This is a genomic window from Microbacterium paraoxydans, from assembly GCF_018224615.1.
Lineage (GTDB): Bacteria > Actinomycetota > Actinomycetes > Actinomycetales > Microbacteriaceae > Microbacterium > Microbacterium paraoxydans_B.
Genome location: NZ_JAGTUK010000003.1, coordinates 795604 through 810068, shown reverse-complemented (window position 1 = coordinate 810068; position 14465 = coordinate 795604). Strand labels below are relative to the sequence as shown.

Annotated in this window: 12 protein-coding genes; 6 read left to right on the top strand and 6 right to left on the bottom strand. The window is 72.2% G+C overall.

The genetic code is table 11. From position 1 onward, the window contains the following. Positions 1–4: 4 nt before the first annotated feature. The 4 genes from KE274_RS14105 to KE274_RS14090 are packed head-to-tail and all read right to left on the bottom strand — an operon-like array spanning position 5 to position 3354. Entirely contained in the window at positions 5–751 is a 747-nt protein-coding gene (locus tag KE274_RS14105) for an alpha/beta fold hydrolase (protein ID WP_211544761.1), read from the bottom strand. 1 nt (position 752) lies between these two features. Then, positions 753–1334, bottom strand: a complete 582-nt coding sequence (locus tag KE274_RS14100) for a TetR/AcrR family transcriptional regulator (RefSeq protein WP_211544759.1) — start codon at positions 1332–1334, stop codon at positions 753–755. Beyond that, positions 1327–2214 (bottom strand): alpha/beta fold hydrolase, encoded by an 888-nt coding sequence (locus tag KE274_RS14095; protein ID WP_211544757.1) that lies wholly within the window; start codon positions 2212–2214, stop codon positions 1327–1329. The genes KE274_RS14100 and KE274_RS14095 overlap by 8 nt, the downstream gene beginning before the upstream one ends. A 57-nt stretch (positions 2215–2271) precedes the next feature. Further along, the gene (locus tag KE274_RS14090) at positions 2272–3354 is read right to left on the bottom strand and encodes a YihY/virulence factor BrkB family protein (protein WP_211544755.1); all 1083 of its coding nucleotides are present in this window, start codon (positions 3352–3354) and stop codon (positions 2272–2274) included. Between the two features lie 148 nt (positions 3355–3502). On the opposite strand from KE274_RS14090, the gene lysA reads away from it, so the two are divergent. From lysA to prfA, 5 genes are all read left to right on the top strand, one after another. Further along, positions 3503–4921: a diaminopimelate decarboxylase gene (gene lysA, locus KE274_RS14085; protein ID WP_211544753.1), complete on the top strand. Its 1419-nt coding sequence runs from the start codon at positions 3503–3505 to the stop codon at positions 4919–4921. A 22-nt stretch (positions 4922–4943) separates the two neighbouring features. Continuing rightward, positions 4944–6248, top strand: coding sequence for a homoserine dehydrogenase (locus KE274_RS14080; RefSeq protein WP_211544750.1), 1305 nt, complete (start codon positions 4944–4946; stop codon positions 6246–6248). After that, entirely contained in the window at positions 6245–7213 is a 969-nt protein-coding gene (gene thrB, locus KE274_RS14075) for a homoserine kinase (protein ID WP_307872217.1), read from the top strand. The genes KE274_RS14080 and thrB overlap by 4 nt, the downstream gene beginning before the upstream one ends. 142 nt (positions 7214–7355) lie before the next feature. Beyond that, complete coding sequence (rho, locus tag KE274_RS14070; RefSeq protein WP_249186327.1) at positions 7356–9335, top strand: transcription termination factor Rho; 1980 nt, start codon at positions 7356–7358, stop codon at positions 9333–9335. Positions 9336–9343: 8 nt separating this feature from the next. Beyond that, positions 9344–10423: a peptide chain release factor 1 gene (gene prfA, locus KE274_RS14065; RefSeq protein ID WP_211544748.1), complete on the top strand. Its 1080-nt coding sequence runs from the start codon at positions 9344–9346 to the stop codon at positions 10421–10423. A 16-nt stretch (positions 10424–10439) separates the two neighbouring features. Here the strand turns inward: prfA and KE274_RS14060 are convergent, their stop codons facing one another. Together KE274_RS14060 and KE274_RS14055 are read right to left on the bottom strand one after the other, a co-directional pair. Further along, entirely contained in the window at positions 10440–11093 is a 654-nt protein-coding gene (locus tag KE274_RS14060; RefSeq protein WP_211544746.1) for a response regulator, read from the bottom strand. Continuing rightward, a complete protein-coding gene (locus KE274_RS14055; RefSeq protein ID WP_211544744.1) occupies positions 11090–12742 on the bottom strand; it encodes a sensor histidine kinase in 1653 nt (550 codons plus the stop codon). Before KE274_RS14055 ends, KE274_RS14060 begins: the two co-directional genes overlap by 4 nt. Before the next feature lie 144 nt (positions 12743–12886). Here KE274_RS14055 and KE274_RS14050 point away from each other — a divergent pair, with 144 nt between their 5' ends. Further along, complete coding sequence (locus KE274_RS14050; RefSeq protein ID WP_211544742.1) at positions 12887–14431, top strand: CitMHS family transporter; 1545 nt, start codon at positions 12887–12889, stop codon at positions 14429–14431. Positions 14432–14465: the final 34 nt, after the last annotated feature.

Below are 14465 nucleotides of genomic sequence, written 5' to 3'. Positions count from 1 at the left end.
CTGCTCAGTTGCGCGGAGCGTTGATCCGGGCGCGCAGGAGGTCGGCGAGCCACTCCGGCCGCTGCAGCGGGATGCCGTGCCCGCAACCGTCGACCACGGCCGTGGTGCTGTGGGGGAGGGCACGGTGCAGCGCCGCGGCCGAGCGGTGCATGAGCGGCTTCTCCTTCTCTCCGACGAGGATGTGCGCCGTGCCGGGGAACCGTGACCACGCGGGCGGCGGGGTGAACCGCAGGTTCTCCGCGACCGCGGTCACCAGGGTCTCGCGCGAGATCCCGGCCGAGGTGCGCAGGTAGGCGGGCAGCAGGTCCTCCGGCACGAACAGCTCGCGCGCCTGCAGCCGGGCGAAGCGCTCGTTCTTCGCCAGACCGGCGGTGGCCCGCAGCAGCGCGAGCGTGGGACCGGTCGCGCGCGCGGGTTCCGCCTGGGCGCTGATCACCACCGCGTCGTCCACGAGGTCGGGGCGCTGGGCGGCGAGCAGCACGGTGAGCTGCGCGCCGAGCGAGAACCCCGCGACGGTCGCGGGGCCCGCGGCCTCGTCCCCCAGCAGCCGGGCGAGGGCGTCTGCGGTCGCGGGGTGCGACACGTACGGTGCGGTCGCGCTGGCCCCGTGGCCGGGCAGATCCGGCACGATCACCCGGAGGTCGTCGCCGAGCCGCGCGCGCACGGGGTCCCACATCCACCCCGCGACACCGCCGCCGTGGAGCAGCAGCAGGGGGCGTCCTCCGGTCGGCCCGAAACTCTCGTGATGCACGTCACTCCCTCTCGAACGTGGCCGCCATGCGGCCGATGGTGTCGATCGTGCTCTCCAGCCGATCCCGGTCCAGCGGGCCGAGCAGCCGCGCGGCGGACAACAGGCCGATGGTCGCGCTCGACAGGGCGAGCGCGAGGGGTTCTGGCGCGACGTCGGTCGAAACCAGCCCGCGCCGTTGCAGCTCCCGCACCCACGCGATCACGCGCTCGTGCCGCTCCCGGTAGCGCCCGCCCTGCTCGTCCGCGACGTGTGCGCCGAGCACTCCCGTGTCGTCCAGGAAGGCCGCGGTCATCAGCTCGTCGTCGAGCAGGGCGCGCGCGGTCGCCCGATACGCGGCGGACAGGGAAGGGTGCACGCCCAGCTCCTGTTCCACGCGCGCGGCGATCCGGGCGTTGCCGCGTTGTAGCACGGCGTCGAGCACGTCGCGCTTGGACGCGAACTCGCGGTACACGGCGCCCTTCGCGATCCCGGCGTCCTCCGCGACCGCGGCGACGCTCATGGCGTCGAACCCGCGCGCGAGCACGAGTCGCTCGGCCGCGTCGAGGATGCGGTCGCGGCGGTAGGGGACGAGCGGTCTAGGCATGCGCGTTCCGGTCGAGGTGTTCGAGCAGGGCCGAGGTCACGACGTCGGGGCGATCCCGCTGCACCCAGTGGCCGGCGCCGGGAACCACGACCAGGCGGGAGTCGGGCAGCAGGCCCGCGGCCGTGCGGATGCGGGCGAGCGGCACGCCGGAGTCGCGGTCGCCGTGCACCAGCAGTGTGGGGGTGTGCACCGAGGGCAGGCGCTCGGTGTAGACCGTGCGCAGACGGTTCCATCGCACCTGGTCGCGCTGCCACTCTCCGAACGTGGCGAGCCCGGTGCCCGACGCCGCCTCGGTGAGCACGGCCTCGACGAGCTCGGGAGTGCGCGCGTCGGGGGTGCGGACCAGCTCGGTCAGGCCCTTCTCCATCGCGGAGGCGTTGCGGGCGTAGGAGCGCGTCATCGCGGAGAGCAGTCCCGCGCGCAGCAGCAGGAAGGTGGAGAAGTGGGTGAGGGCGCCGGTCGGTCCGTCGGCGAGGCGCGGCATCACGCCGTAGCAGCCGAGCAGAGCGGCCGCACGAGCCCGGTCCGGTCGGTCGATGAGGTGGCCGAGGGTGAGGCCGCCGCCGAGGGACAGCCCGGCGATCGCGTAGTCGTCGAGTCCCAGCGCGTCCTCGAGCTCGCCCACGTACTGCACGAGCCGTTCCTGCGTGATCCTCCACGTCGGACGGGGGCTGCGACCGAAGCCGGGGTGGTCGGGCGCGATCACCCGGTGCCCCGCGGCCGCGAGCTGCGGGCCGATGCCGCCCCAGGAGAGCTCGGCGCTGTCGGCCCCTCCGCCGTGCAGCAGCAGCACGGGGATGCCGGACTCGTGCGCCGGCGTCCATTCACAGACCGACACCTCGGCGCCGGGGAGGGGGATGCGGGTCCGCGTGGGGGTCATGCGCGTCCTCTCGTTGTGACCAAACTACCAGTTCTGGTCACAACAAGGCCCGCGACGTCAGTCGTCGTCGCGCGCGGTGCCCGTCCCGCTCTCCTCCGCCGCGGCCCGCTGCGCCTCGCGCAGCTCCGCGGTCGCGACCTGCAGGTCCACCTCGGCGCGCTGCAGCCGACGCTGCACGAACGTCCGTGCGCCGAACCGCTCGTGCAGCCGGTCCTTGCGCTCCTCCTCGGCCGTGACGATGTAGGCGCAGGCCACCAGGATCACCTGGGTCGACAGGTTCAGCCAGATCAGCAGCGCCAGCAGCGAGGCGAACGACGCCAGGAGCGGGTTGCTGGTCGCGCCGCCCACGAACAGGCCGGACAGCTCCTGCAGCACGATCAGCCCGAAGGCGCCGAGCAGTGCACCCGCCCACAGCGACTGGGCGGCAGGGCGCACCCCGGACAGCAGCAGGAACGCCCCGACGATGAGTGCGGCATCGAGCGCGAACACGATGAGGAGCGACAGCACGCGCACCGCCACGGCGACCACGGGGGAATCGGAGGGCAGGCCCAGGAGCTCGGCGACCCACGTGGCCCCGAGCTGCCCGACGAAGGTCAGCCCGGCGGCGAGCACGAACGCCACGCCGATGCCGAGTCCGAGGAGCAGGTTGCGCACGATCACCCAGATCCAGAGGATGTCGGACTGCACCGTGCCGGCGATCACGCGGATGGCGGTGCGCAGCGAGCCGATCGCCCCGAGCGCCGCACCGATCAGTGCGACCAGGGAGACCAGTCCCGCGATGGACAGCGACGCCGGTGCACGCAGATCCTTCGGGTCGATGGCGCCGTCCTTGCCGATGAGCCCCGGGACCGCTGCCTGCACCGCCTCGATGATCGCGCGCCAGGCATCCGGGTTGCCCGCGAGCCACAGGGCCGCGATCGAGAAGCCGAGGAGCACGCCGGCGAACACGCTGAACAGCGCACGGTAGGTCACGCTGTCGGCGAGCATCGGGCCGCGGCGCTCGGAGTAGAGCAGCGCGGCGCGCACGGGCCGGCGCGCGAGCGCCCAGGCGATGATCGGCCCGGTGAGGCGCGCGACGAGTCCCGGCTTCGCCTGGCTGCCGGATCGGGTCTGGTCTGCTGATGCGTCCGTGTCTGCCACAGACCCACCATAGGAGGGGCTCACGAGCGGCCGGAGGGGGGTTGACGCGGGCCGTCACCGTGCGCAGGGCGGCGCGGGCGTTGCCCTAGAATCGGGGCAACTCGATGTGCGCCCTCCCGCCCGAGACCCGACCCACGATTGGTGCTCCGTGCTTGCTCCTGCCGACTCGCTCGCCCCGGAATGGCTCCTCGTCCCCGATGACCCGAACGATCTCGCGAGCGGTGTCTGGCCGGCCTCGGCCACGCGAGACGACGACGGAGCGCTCGTGGTCGCCGGCGCCCGGGCCACCGAGCTCGCCCGCACCTACGGCACTCCGCTGCTGGTGCTCGACGAGGATGAGGTCCGCACCAGGGCCCGCGCCTTCCGGACGGCGTTCGACAGGGCGGCGGCCGAGCACGGCACGACGGCCCAGGTGTACTACGCGGGCAAGGCGTTCTTGAGCACCACGGTGGCCCGCTGGGTCGTCGACGAGGGGCTGCGGGTCGACGTCTGCACGGGCGGCGAACTCGCGGTGGCTCTGGCCGCCGGTGTCGCGCCCGCTTCGCTCGGCTTCCACGGCAACAACAAGTCGGTCGCCGAGCTCGAGCGCGCCGTGGAGGTGGGCGTCGGCACGATCGTGGTCGACAGCGCCATCGAGATCGAGCGCCTCGCGGCGATCACGGCCCGCACCGACGCGGTGCAGCGCGTGATGGTGCGGGTCATCAGCGGCGTGCACGCCGAGACCCACGACTTCCTCGCCACCGCGCACGAGGACCAGAAGTTCGGCTTCCCGCTCGCGGAGGCCGAGGTCGCGGTGGCGCGCATCCGCGAGATCCCGGGGCTCGAGTTCGCGGGCCTGCACTGCCACATCGGCTCGCAGATCTTCGGTGTCGCGGGGTTCCGGGAGTCCGCGTCGCGGGTGCTCGAGCTGCACGCGGCCCTCCTGGAGCACGGACCCGTGCCACAGCTCAACCTCGGCGGCGGCTTCGGCATCGCATACACCCGCGTCGACGACCCCACGCCGATCGACGAGCTCGCGGGCGCCATCGTCGCCGCGGTCGCCGAGGGGTGTGCCGCCCGGGGCATCCCCGTGCCGGCGCTGTCCTTCGAGCCCGGTCGCGCCATCATCGGCACGGCCGGGGTGACGCTGTACGAGGTCGGCACCACGAAGGACGTGACGATCGCCTCGGGAGCCACCCGCCGCTACGTGAGCGTGGACGGCGGCATGAGCGACAACGCCCGCACCGCGCTGTACGGCGCCAGCTACTCGGCCCGGCTCGCATCGCGCACGGGTGAGGGCGAGCCGCAGCTCAGCCGGGTGGTCGGCAAGCACTGCGAGTCGGGCGACATCGTCGTCGACCACGAGTACCTGCCCGCCGACCTCGCGCCGGGCGACCTGCTGGCCGTACCGGCGACGGGCGCCTACTGCGCGTCGCTGTCGAGCAACTACAACCACGTCCCGCGACCGCCGATCGTCGCGGTGCGCGACGGCCGCTCGCGGGTCATCGTCCGCGGCGAGACCGTCGACGACCTGCTGGCCCGCGACGCGGGCATCGACGGGGCGAACGCCCCCGAGGGAGACCGATGACCCACCCCCTGAAGGAGCACGCATGACTGACTACCGACGACTTCGTGTGGCGCTGCTGGGCGCCGGAGCGGTCGGCTCCCAGGTGGCGGCCCTGCTGCTGCGCCACGGCGACGAGCTCGCCGACCGCGCGGGAGCCGCGCTCGAGCTCGCGGGCATCGCGGTGCGCGACGTGGACGCGCCGCGCGACGTCGAGCTGCCGAAGGAGCTGTTCACCACCGACGCGGAGTCGCTCATCCTGGGCGCCGACATCGTGATCGAGCTGATCGGCGGCATCGAGCCGGCGCGCACGAACATCCTGCAGGCCATCGGCTCCGGTGCCGACGTCGTCACGGCCAACAAGGCGCTGCTCGCGACCCACGGCCCCGAGCTGTTCGAGGCGGCCGACCGGGTCGGCGCGTCGGTCTACTACGAGGCGGCGGCTGCCGGGGCGATCCCGATCATCCGCCCGCTGCGCGATTCGCTCGCCGGCGACCGCGTGGTGCGCATCATGGGCATCGTGAACGGTACGACGAACTACATCCTCGACCGGATGGACACCGAGGGCGCGGACTTCGCCGACGTGCTCGCCGACGCGCAGCGGCTCGGCTACGCGGAGGCCGACCCGACGGCCGACGTCGAGGGATACGACGCGGCGCAGAAGGCGGCGATCCTCGCGAGCCTCGCGTTCCACACCGCCGTTCCGCTCGACGCCGTGCACCTCGAGGGCATCACCTCCATCACCGCGTCGATGATCGAGGAGGCGCGCGCGGCGGGCTTCGTGATCAAGCTGCTCGCGGTGTGCGAGCGCATCGAGGCCAACGGTGCCGAGTCGATCTCGGTGCGCGTGTACCCGGCGCTGGTGCCGGCCAGCCACCCGCTCGCCTCCGTGCACGGGGCGAACAACGCCGTGTTCGTGGAGGCGGAGGCCGCCGGTTCGCTCATGTTCTACGGTGCGGGTGCGGGCGGCGTGCAGACGGCGTCCGCCGTGCTGGGCGACGTGGTCTCGGCCGCGCGTCGTCACATCGCGGGCGGTGTGGGCGTCGGTGAGTCGACCAGGGCCAACCTGCCCGTCGTGCCGATCGGCCACGTCACCACCCGCTACCAGATCACGCTCGAAGTCTCGGACGCGCCGGGCGTGCTTGCGACGGTCGCCGGGATCCTCAGCGACGGCGGTGTCTCGGTCGCCACGGTCGTGCAGACCGTGGAGGGCGAGGACGAGCCCACCGCGCGCCTCATCATCGGCACGCACCGCGCGACGGAGCAGGCGCTGAGCGACACGGTCGAGGTGCTCGCGGGCAGCGACGTGGTGGCCCGCGTGGTGTCCGTCCTGCGGGTGGAAGGCGAGTGAGCACGGTGGCGGCTCCGGCACCCCAGGAGCAGCGGTCGGTCGTGGGTCGCACGGTCGAGGTGACGGTGCCGGCGACGAGCGCCAACCTGGGCCCCGGCTTCGACACGCTCGGCCTGGCGCTCAGCGTGTACGACCGCCTCGAGGTCACGGCCCTGCCCGCCGGGGAGCTGGAGATCGAGGTCACCGGGTCGGGCGCCGAGGACATCCCGCGCGACGCGTCGAACCTCATCGTGCGCACGATCGGCTACGTGTTCGAGGACGCGGGGCGGCCGGTCCCCGGGCTGCGCATCGTGGCGGAGAACGGCGTGCCGCACGGCCGTGGTCTCGGCTCCTCCGGTGCCGCGGTCGCCGCGGGCGTGCTGGCGGCGAAGGGGCTGCTGGAGGGTGACGTCGACCTGAGCGACACCGACCTGCTCCGGCTCGCGACGGAGATCGAGGGTCACCCCGACAACGTCGCCCCGGCGTTGTTCGGCGGTCTCACGATCGCGTGGATGGGGGAGCACGGGCCGCAGCACAAGAAGCTGCTGGTGCACCGCGGCGTCTCTCCGCTCGTGCTCGTGCCGGCGTACACGATGTCGACGTCGCAGGCGCGGTCGCTGCAGCCGCCGCACGTGTCCACAGCCGATGCGGTGTTCAACCTGTCGCGCTCCGCGCTGCTGGTCGCGGCGCTCATGCAGAGCCCGGAGCTGCTGCTCGACGCGACGGCCGACCGGCTGCATCAGGACTACCGCGCCGAGGCGATGCCCGAGACGCAGCGGCTCGTGCAGGCGCTGCGGGCGGCGGGCTTCGCCGCTGTCGTGTCCGGCGCGGGGCCCAGCGTGCTGGTGCTCGCGGACGGCCCGGGCAGCCGTCAGGACGCGGTGGAGGTGGCCAATCGGGTGACCGACACCCCGTGGGACGCGCTGCTGCTCGCCGTCGACGTCCGTGGTGGTACAGTGGGGGATCGAGCGGAGGGCTCCACGTAACGTCGTGAATCTGGCCCCATTGCATCTCTTGCAAGACCCGCACGCAAACCCCTGAGGCACAAGTGCCGAGGCTGGCTGGCGCCGAGCGTCAGCCCGTGCGATCGTGCGCAGCACCCGTTGTGCGCGTTCACGCTCATATCCCATGACCTATAAGGGAGTACTCGTGGAGAACCTCTCCGAGACCCAGAACGATCAGGCTGCTCCGGTGGCCGAAGCCGTCCAGACCACCGAGGCGGCACCGGCGCGCAAGCGCGCTCCGCGCCGCGCGACCACGGCGACCGCCGCCGCCAAGGCCGAGAAGCCCGCGGAGGAGTCCGCCGCGGCTCCCGCGGAGGCCGACTCCGCCGACGCGGCCCCCAAGGCGAAGGCGCCGCGGCGCTCGCGGGCGAAGAAGGCCGACGCCGACGCCCCGGCCGCGGAGGCCACGGAGGCTCCGGCAGCGAGCGAGGCACCGGCTGCGGCCGAGGCCCCCGCGGAGGCGCCCAAGACGGGCCGCGGTCGTCGCGGCAGCAAGAAGACCGAGTCCGAGGCACCCGCCGCCGAGCAGGGCGAGGGGTCTGCCGCATCGACGCCCGCCGACGCGGCGAGCGGCGCGGCGGAGAACGCCCCGCAGGGCGACGACGCCAAGGGCGAGGAGGCGCGCGCCGAGCGTCCCAAGAACAACGGTCGCGGCAACCGCCGGACCGAGGCGGCCGAGAGCGGCGACGACGCCGGTCAGGACGCGCCGTCCAAGGATTCCTCCTCCGACGCCGAGGGCGGCGAGGAGCAGGGCGGCCGTGGCCGCAGCCGGAGCCGCAACCGCAACCGCGGGCGCGGTCAGGGTGGAGGCCAGGAGCAGCAGCAGGCCGCATCCGACGACGAGCAGGCGAACGGCAACGGCCGCAACCGTCAGCGCAACAAGCGTCGTGGCGGCGCCCCGGTCGACGAGTTCGAGACCGAGATCGGCGAGGACGACGTCCTGATCCCGATCGCGGGCATCCTCGACGTGCTCGACAACTACGCGTTCGTGCGCACCACCGGGTACCTCGCCGGTCCGAGCGACGTGTACGTCTCGCTCGGCCAGGTCAAGAAGTACAACCTGCGCAAGGGCGACGCGGTCGTCGGCTCCATCAAGCAGCCCCGTGAGGGCGAGCAGCAGGGGCGCCAGAAGTACAACGCGCTCGTGAAGGTCGACTCGATCAACGGCCTCTCGGTCGACGACGCGGCGACCCGCGTGGAGTTCGGCAAGCTCACGCCGCTGTACCCGCAGGAGCGCCTCCGCCTGGAGACCGCGCCGGAGAAGCTGACGCAGCGCATCATCGACCTGGTCGCCCCGATCGGCAAGGGCCAGCGCGGCCTGATCGTCGCGCCGCCCAAGGCCGGCAAGACCATCGTCCTGCAGCAGATCGCCAACGCGATCGCGCAGAACAACCCCGAGGTGCACCTCATGGTCGTGCTCGTCGACGAGCGCCCCGAAGAGGTCACCGACATGCAGCGTTCGGTGAAGGGCGAGGTCATCGCCTCCACCTTCGACCGTCCCGCCGAGGACCACACCACGGTCGCCGAGCTGGCGATCGAGCGCGCCAAGCGCCTGGTGGAGCTGGGCCGCGACGTGGTCGTCCTGCTCGACTCGATCACGCGCCTCGGCCGTGCCTACAACCTCGCCGCGCCCGCGTCCGGCCGCGTGCTCACGGGCGGCGTCGACGCGTCGGCGCTGTACCCGCCGAAGCGCTTCTTTGGCGCGGCTCGCAACATCGAGAACGGCGGCTCGCTGACGATCCTCGCCACGGCGCTGGTCGAGACCGGCTCCAAGATGGACGAGGTGATCTTCGAGGAGTTCAAGGGCACGGGCAACAGCGAGCTGCGCCTGTCGCGCGCCCTCGCCGACAAGCGCATCTTCCCGGCGGTCGACGTGAACGCGTCGAGCACCCGCCGCGAGGAGATGCTGCTCTCGGCCGACGAGGTCAAGATCACCTGGAAGCTGCGTCGCGCCCTCGCGGGCCTCGACCAGCAGCAGGCTCTCGAGGTCGTGCTCGGCAAGCTCAAGGAGACGCACTCCAACGTGGAGTTCCTCGTCCAGATGCAGAAGTCGATCCCGACGCTGCCCTCGGGCGCTCACGGGCACGACAACAACATCCGCTGAGACGCGACGTGTTCGAGTCCGTCCAGACTCTGATCGACGAGCATCGCCGGGTGCAGGAGGAGCTCTCCGACCCGGCGGTGCACGCCGATGCAGCGCGCGCCAAGCGCGTCAACCGGCGCTACGCCGAGCTGTCGCGCATCGTCGCCGCGCACGAGGCATGGACGGCGGCGGTCGACGATCTGGAGGCGGCCAGGGAGCTGGCGCGCGAGGACGAGGCGTTCGCCGCCGAGGTCCCGGCGCTGGAGGAGGGCGTGCAGGCCGCGCAGGAGCGGCTGCGTCGGCTGCTCATCCCGCGCGACCCGGACGATGCCCGCGACGTGATCATGGAGATCAAGGCGGGGGAGGGCGGTGCCGAGTCTGCGCTGTTCGCCGCCGACCTGCTGCGCATGTACATCCAGTACGCGGCGTCGAAGGGCTGGAAGACGGAGCTGCTGGAGCGCAACGAGTCCGACCTGGGCGGCTACAAAGACGTGCAGGTCGCGATCAAGGGCTCGTCGTCCGACCCGGCGCAGGGGGTGTGGGCGCACCTCAAGTACGAGGGCGGCGTGCACCGCGTGCAGCGCGTGCCCGCCACGGAGTCGCAGGGTCGCATCCACACGTCCACCACGGGCGTGCTGGTGTTCCCGGAGGTCGATGAGCCGGAGGAGATCCACATCGACCAGAACGACTTGAAGGTCGACGTCTTCCGCTCCTCGGGCCCCGGCGGTCAGTCGGTCAACACGACCGATTCGGCGGTGCGCATCACGCACGTGCCCACGGGCATCGTCGTCTCGATGCAGAACGAGAAGTCGCAGCTGCAGAACCGTGAGGCCGCGATGCGCGTGCTCAGGGCGCGACTGCTGGCGAAGCAGCAGGAGGAGCTGGACGCGGCGGCCTCGGATGCGCGCAAGTCGCAGATCCGCGGCATGGACCGCTCCGAGCGCATCCGCACCTACAACTTCCCGGAGAACCGGATCGCCGATCACCGCACCGGTTTCAAGGCGTACAACCTCGATCAGGTGATGGACGGGGCGCTCGACCCGATCATCGAGAGCGCGATCGCGGCCGACGAGGAGGCGCGGCTCGCCGCGGTGGGTTCCGACTCCTGACCCGGCCGAGGCGCACTCACGCGCGCACGGCGTACCGGTGTTCAGGACGTCCGGTCGAGCCGTAGCGCAGGCGCACCTCGACCACGGTGCGCGCGGCGAGGGCCGCGAGGTGGCGCTGCGCCGTGGCACGGGAGATGCCGACGCGTTCGCCGATCTCGGCGGCCGACGCCTCGCCGTCCCCGAGTGCCGCGAGCACGAGCTGCTCGGTCGCGGAGCGGGACAGTGACACGGGCTCGCCCGCCCCGTGCAGGATGGCGAGCGCCCGGTCCACGTCGTCCTGGTGCAGCGCGCGATCCCCGCCGAGGAGGTTGCGGTAGCGGAGGTAGCGGTCGAGCAGCCCGGTGAGCGCGCGCCGGTCGAACGGCTTCACCAGGTAGCCGATCGCGCCGGATCGCAGTGCCCGCCGGATGGTGTGCGCGTCGTCGGCGGCGGAGATGAGGATCGTGTCCGCGGCGGTCTCGCGCGCGACGGCGATGCCGTCGCCGTCGGGCAGGAACACGTCGGCGAGCAGGAGGTCGGGGGCGGACCGGCGCAACTGCTCGCGCGCCTCGGCGCAGGAGCGGGCGGTCGCGACGACCGTGAAGCCGGGGTGCTCGTCGACGATGCCCTGGTGCAGCTGGGCGACGCGGAAGTCGTCGTCGAGGATGAGCACGCGCAGTGGTTCGGTCATGGGTTGTTCTCCTGTGCGGGGGAGGCGGGGTCGATGGCGCTACCGAGACGGGCGGCGAACACGGCGCCGTGGTCGGCGCCACCGGGGTCGATGACCCACAGATCCCCGCCGCTCCGGCGGGCGATGTCGGTCGAGAGGGGAAGCCCGATGCCGTGGCCGTGCACGCGGTCGCTCTGCTCGTCGCCGGGCGGCCCGGCTGGCGGTTCGGCGGCGCTCAGCCCCGGACCGGAGTCGGCGACGGTGACCACGAGGTCGGGGCCGTCGCTCAGCAGCGAGACTTCGACCCACCGCGGGGCGCGCGACCCGGAGACGGCGGCGGTGACGGCGTTGTCGACGAGGTTGCCCAGCACGGTCGCGACGTCCTCCGCACGGACGACGGTGCCGATCACGTGGGTGTCGTCCGCGATGCGCAGCTCCACGCCACGCTCGGCCGCCGTCATGCCCTTCGCGCCGAGGAACGAGAGCAGGAACGGGTCGCCGACGAGGTCGAGGCCGGCGACGGGGAAGGACACGGGACCGCGACCGACGAGCTCATCGAGGAAGGCGCGCGCGTCTGGCACCCGGCCCGCGTCGATGAGCCCGGCGGCCACGTGCAGGCGGTTGGCGAACTCGTGGCGCTGCACGCGCAGTGCCGAGGTCATGGTCCGCACGGTCTCGAGCCGCTCGGTCAGCGCGATCAGGTCGGTGCGGTCACGCACGATCAGCACGTCGCCGAGGGCGCGTCCGTCGCGCACGACGGGACGAGCGTCCAGGTACAGCACACGGTCGCCGACCACGGCCCGCGCGGTGGCGACGGCACCGCGCGCGGCCTCGTGCACGGCGCGCGGGAGGCCGAGGTCGTCGAGGTGGCGGCCGATGGGGCGATCGAGGCCGAGCAGACGATCCGCGGCGGCGTTGCTCACCTGCACGGTGCCGCGCGAGTCCACGGCCAGCACGCCGTCACCCACCCCGTCCAGCACGGCCGTCTGATTCTGCACCAGGGCGACGAGTTCTTCGGGTTGCACACCCAGGGTCAGTCGTTCCCACCGGCGACGCAGCAGGAGGAACGACACGGTCGCGAACCCGACGGCGGCCGCCGCGGTGAGGCCGATCGCGGCGAGGAGCGGGGGCAGGTCGTCGAAAACGCCCGCGGGTTCGAAGCCCACGCTGATCTCGCCCACCGGGGTGCCGTCGTCATCGAGAACCGGGACCTTTGCGCGCGCCGACTCGCCGAGCGTGCCGGTCTGCCAGTCGACGACCTCGTTCCCCGCCAGCACCTCCGCGAAGGGGGTGCTGACCTGTTCGCCGAGGCGCGAGGGGTCCGGATGCGCGAGTCGGATGCCGTGGTCGTCGGTGATCACGACGAACAGGGCACCGGTGCGGGCCATGACGGCGCTGGAGATCTGCTGCAGCTCCCCGCGCCGCAGGGCCGCCGGGTCGAGCGCCTTGTCGGCCGCGGAGACGGCGGTCACGGTGTCGCGCACCTGAGCGTCCTCCGCGAGGGTCCTGGCGATGCCCAGCGCGGTCGACTCGGCTTCGGCGCGAAGCTGCTGCACGCCGAGCGCGAGGTAGACGCCGGTGCACAGGGCCACGACGAGCACCACGGCGGCGAGATGCAGCAGCAGGGCGCGGGTCGCGAATCGGACCCTGGTTCCCGCTGACCGCGACATCGCACTCCCTTCGCGCAATATGCGCAGAACCCACGCTACGCGCACAACGCGGGGGAATGCGGGATACCTCACGCGGGCGGCGCGGATTTCCTAGCCTCGGGGAGATCCGTCGCAGCCGACGGAGCGATGACGAAGGAGTCCCGCATGCCTCACGTGCTGAGCGGTCTGGCCGCTGCCACCGACGAGTCCCCCGCGTACGACGTGGCGTTCGCGCCCCCGGAATGGGTGCTCGTGCTCCTGGGCTTCACGATGGTGCTGGTGTTCATGACGCTGATCATGACCAAGCGCCTCACCCCGATGGTGGCGCTGATCCTGGTGCCGACGGTGTTCGGGCTGTTCGCGGGTGCGGGTCTCGGCCTGGGCGACATGATCCTCGACTCGATCGGCGCGATGGCTCCCACGGCGGCGCTGCTGATGTTCGCGATCATGTTCTTCGGCATCATGATCGACGTCGGGCTGTTCGACCCGCTGATCCGGCTGATCACGCGGCTGCTGGGGGATGACCCGGCGAAGGTCGTGCTCGGGACGGCGATCCTGGCGGGCGCGGTCTCGCTCGACGGCGATGGCTCGACCACGTTCATCATCACCACCTCGGCACTGCTGCCCATCTACCTGCGTCTCGGCATGAGCCCGGTGGTGCTCACGTGTGTTGCTGGTCTCATGAACGGCACGCTGAACATCGTCCCGTGGGGCGGTCCGACGGTGCGGGCGGCGACGGCGCTGGGCGTGCAGCCGACGGAGATCTTCGTTCCGATGCTCCCGGCCCTGGGCGCGGGGCTCGTGGTGACGCTCGGTTTCGCGTGGCTCCTCGGGCTGGGGGAGCGGCGTCGCCTGGGTCGGATCGACGCGGAGGCGCGGCTGTCCGGGCCCGACGGCGGTGTGCTCGCCGCGGTGCCGCGTCTCTTCCGGGGCGCGGAGCTGAAGCCCGGCGCTCGAGCGTCGCTCCGCACGGGAAACCTCGTGGTCGTCGCGGGCGGGCGTGGACCGGTCGCTGCGGCGAGCGTCGATCCGGCGGACACGGCGATGGCCGACACGATGCTGGACCCTGACCGTCCGACCCTGCGGCCGCGGCTGATCTGGTTCAACTTCGCGCTGACGGTCGCGGTGATGGTGCTCCTGGTGCTCGACATCCTGCCGCTGCCCTACGTGTTCATGGTGGGTGCCGCGGTCGCGCTCCTGGTGAACTTCCGCGGCATCAAGGACCAGGCGGCGGAGATCGTGGCGCACGCGCCGAGCATCGTGGGCGTGGTGTCGATGGTCATCGCCGCCGGGGTGCTCGTGGGCGTGCTCACGGGCACGGGCATGGTCGACGCGATGGCGACCTGGATCACGAACGTCCTGCCTCCCGCACTCGGCCCGTTCCTCGCCCCGATCACGGGAGTGCTGTCGATTCCGTTCACGTTCTTCATGTCGAACGACGCGTTCTACTTCGGCATCCTTCCTGTGCTGGCGCAGAGCGCGGCGAACTTCGGGATCGACCCGGTCGAGATGGCGCGCGCGTCGATCACGGGACAGCCGGTGCATCTGCAGAGTCCGCTGGTGCCGGCGATCCTGCTGCTCGTCTCACTCGCGGGCGTGAACCTCGGCGACCATCACCGCAAGGTGCTGTGGCGTGCGGTGGTCGTCTCGCTGGTGATGCTCGGGATCGGCCTCGTGAGCGGTGCGGTTCCCTTCTTCGTGACGCAATGAGCCGGGCACGGGGCCGCTATGCCGATATGCTCGG

What these genes read in the sequence shown, in the direction of transcription:
- rho (WP_249186327.1), top strand. Translation starts at nt 7,356, where the DNA reads ATGACCTATAAGGGAGTACTCGTGGAGAACCTCTCCGAGACCCAGAAC.
- KE274_RS14095 (WP_211544757.1), bottom strand. Translation starts at nt 2,214, where the DNA reads ATGACCCCCACGCGGACCCGCATCCCCCTCCCCGGCGCCGAGGTGTCG.
- KE274_RS14055 (WP_211544744.1), bottom strand. Translation starts at nt 12,742, where the DNA reads ATGTCGCGGTCAGCGGGAACCAGGGTCCGATTCGCGACCCGCGCCCTG.
- KE274_RS14080 (WP_211544750.1), top strand. Translation starts at nt 4,944, where the DNA reads ATGACTGACTACCGACGACTTCGTGTGGCGCTGCTGGGCGCCGGAGCG.
- KE274_RS14100 (WP_211544759.1), bottom strand. Translation starts at nt 1,334, where the DNA reads ATGCCTAGACCGCTCGTCCCCTACCGCCGCGACCGCATCCTCGACGCG.
- KE274_RS14060 (WP_211544746.1), bottom strand. Translation starts at nt 11,093, where the DNA reads ATGACCGAACCACTGCGCGTGCTCATCCTCGACGACGACTTCCGCGTC.
- KE274_RS14050 (WP_211544742.1), top strand. Translation starts at nt 12,887, where the DNA reads ATGCCTCACGTGCTGAGCGGTCTGGCCGCTGCCACCGACGAGTCCCCC.